This is a genomic window from Bacillus cereus group sp. BfR-BA-01355 (assembly GCF_022663675.1).
GTDB classification, from domain to species: Bacteria; Bacillota; Bacilli; order Bacillales; family Bacillaceae_G; genus Bacillus_A; species Bacillus_A thuringiensis_S.
The window spans coordinates 1-300 of record NZ_JAKUFY010000371.1; the positions used below are offsets into that span (position 1 = coordinate 1).

Consider the following 300-nt stretch of genomic DNA (forward strand, 5'->3'; position numbering starts at 1 on the left):
TCTTTCGGATAAGTCGGATCCATCGGTACATATGCTGCACCTGCTTTAATGATGCCGTAAATCCCGATAATCATTTCTATACTTCGTTCCGCCATAATCGCAACGTAATCATTCGGCTGAATTCCAAGACTTCTTAATTTATAAGCTAAGACGTTTGCTTTTTGGTTGAGCTCCCTGTATGTTATTTCCTTATCTTCAAAAGTTACGGCAATCTGATTTGGCGTCTTTTCTACCTGTTCTTCGAACAGTTCAGCTACTGTCTTATCTCTCGGATATGCATGGTACGTATCATTAAATTCT

Annotated in this window: 1 protein-coding gene; it reads right to left on the bottom strand. The window is 39.3% G+C overall.

The window, feature by feature from the left end; all coding sequences use genetic code 11:
- Window positions 1-300, bottom strand: a 300-nt coding sequence (locus MR167_RS32090) for an AMP-binding protein (protein WP_242316283.1), incomplete at both ends; no start/stop codon positions are given.